The following is a 2,196-nucleotide window of genomic DNA, read 5'->3' as shown; positions in this document are numbered from 1 at the left end:
TGTAGGACTCACCAAGTGGGTAAATAGCGAACTGGAATGGCATGGGAAGGCCAATCATAGAGGGTGAGAATCCCGTACAGGCAGTGAATTTATCTGAGTGAGTATCCTGAGTAAGTGGGGACCGGTGGAATCCCCTCTGAATCCGGCGGCACCATCCGCCAAGGCTAAATACTCCTGAGAGACCGATAGTGAACGAGTACCGTGAGGGAAAGGTGAAAAGTACCGCGAGCAGCGGGGTGAAATAGAACTTGAAACCATGCGCTTACAAGCGGTCGGAGCCTTCGGGTGACGGCGTGCCTTTTGCATAATGAGCCTACGAGTTACGGTTACTGGCAAGGTTAATGTATGCAGTACAGGAGCCGAAGCGAAAGCGAGTCTGAAATGGGCGATTAGTCAGTGGCCGTAGACGCGAAACTTTGTGATCTACCCTTGGTCAGGTTGAAGCGCTGGTAACACATCGTGGAGGACCGAACCGGTAAACGTTGAAAAGTTTTCGGATGAACTGAGGGTAGGGGTGAAAGGCCAATCAAACTGAGAAATAGCTCGTACTCCCCGAAATGTTTTTAGGAACAGCGTTGTGGTTGAGTCATGTTCAGGTAGAGCTACTGATAGGACTAGGGGGAGTCAAATCCTACCAAATTCTGACAAACTCCGAATGGGGCATGATATACACGGCAGTGAGGGCTGGGGTGCTAAGGTCCCAGTCCGAGAGGGGAACAACCCAGAGCATCAGCTAAGGTCCCAAAATATATGCTAAGTTGAACTAAGGGGGTCCGACTGCAGAGACAGCCAGGATGTTAGCTTGGAAGCAGCTATACATTTAAAGAGTGCGTAACAGCTCACTGGTCGAGCGGGGCGGGCATCGATAATAAACGGGCATCAAGCATATTACCGAAGCTATGCGATTGTATTTATACATATCGGTAGGGGAGCATTCTCACAGGGGTGAAGGTTTGGCGTGAGCTGGGCTGGACTGGTGAGAAAAGCAAATGTAGGCATAAGTAACGATAATGCGGATGAGAAATCCGCACACCGAAAGACTAAGGATTCCTCCGCTATGCTAATCAACGGAGGGTTAGGCGGGGCCTAAGGTATAGCCGACAGGCGACTACCGATGGACAGCAGGTTAATATTCCTGCCCCTGCATGCAGTGTGAAAAAGTGACGGAGCGACGTGGATGGTACGTACTGACGGAATAGTGCGTTGAGCCGAGCCTACGGGCAAAGCGAATCATCGAAGATGCTTCCAAGAAAAGCTTTTGAAACATCAGCTGTATGCAGCCCGTACCGTAAACCGACACAGGTAGTCGAGAAGAATATTCTAAGGTGCTCGAGTGAATCACGGCTAAGGAACTCGGCAAATTAACCCTGTAACTTCGGGAGAAGGGGAGCCTCCTCTGCAAAGAGAGGCCGCAGAGAAATGGCCCAGGCGACTGTTTAGCAAAAACACAGGGCTCTGCCAAAACGAAAGTTGACGTATAGGGCCTGACACCTGCCCGGTGCTGGAAGGTTAAGAGGGGATGTCATCGCAAGAGAAGCATTGAATCGAAGCCCCAGTAAACGGCGGCCGTAACTATAACGGTCCTAAGGTAGCGAAATTCCTTGTCGGGTAAGTTCCGACCTGCACGAATGGTGTAACGATCTGGGCACTGTCTCGGCCGTGAGCTCGGTGAAATTGTAGTAGCGGTGAAGATGCCGCTTACCCGCCACGGGACGGAAAGACCCCGTGCACCTTTACTATAGCTTTGCATTGTTTTCGGGTCAGGGATGTGTAGGATAGGTGGGAGGCTGTGAGCCGGTGTCGCCAGGCATCGGGGAGCCAACGTTGAAATACCACCCTTCGCTGGCCTGGGATCTAACTGCCCTAGTGGGCAGGACCGTGCATGGTGGGTAGTTTGACTGGGGTGGTCGCCTCCAAAAGTGTAACGGAGGCTTCCAAAGGTCTGCTCAACACGCTTGGTAACCGTGTGTGGAGTGCAATAGTACAAGCAGGCTTGACTGCGAGATCGACGGATCGAGCAGGTGGGAAACCAGGGTATAGTGATCCGGTGGTTCTGTATGGAAGGGCCATCGCTCAAAGGATAAAAGGTACGCCGGGGATAACAGGCTGATCTCCCCCAAGAGCTCACATCGACGGGGAGGTTTGGCACCTCGATGTCGGCTCGTCACATCCTGGGGCTGGAGAAGGTCCCAAGGG

1 rRNA gene is annotated in these 2,196 nt (G+C 52.4%); it reads left to right on the top strand.

From position 1 onward, the window contains the following. Positions 1–2,196, top strand: a 23S ribosomal RNA gene (locus tag BP71_RS37820); the annotation flags it as partial.

This window comes from Dyadobacter ginsengisoli DSM 21015, from assembly GCF_059568735.1.
The sequence above is the reverse complement of the archived record's forward strand: the minus strand, read 5'-3'. Positions and strand labels throughout refer to the sequence as shown.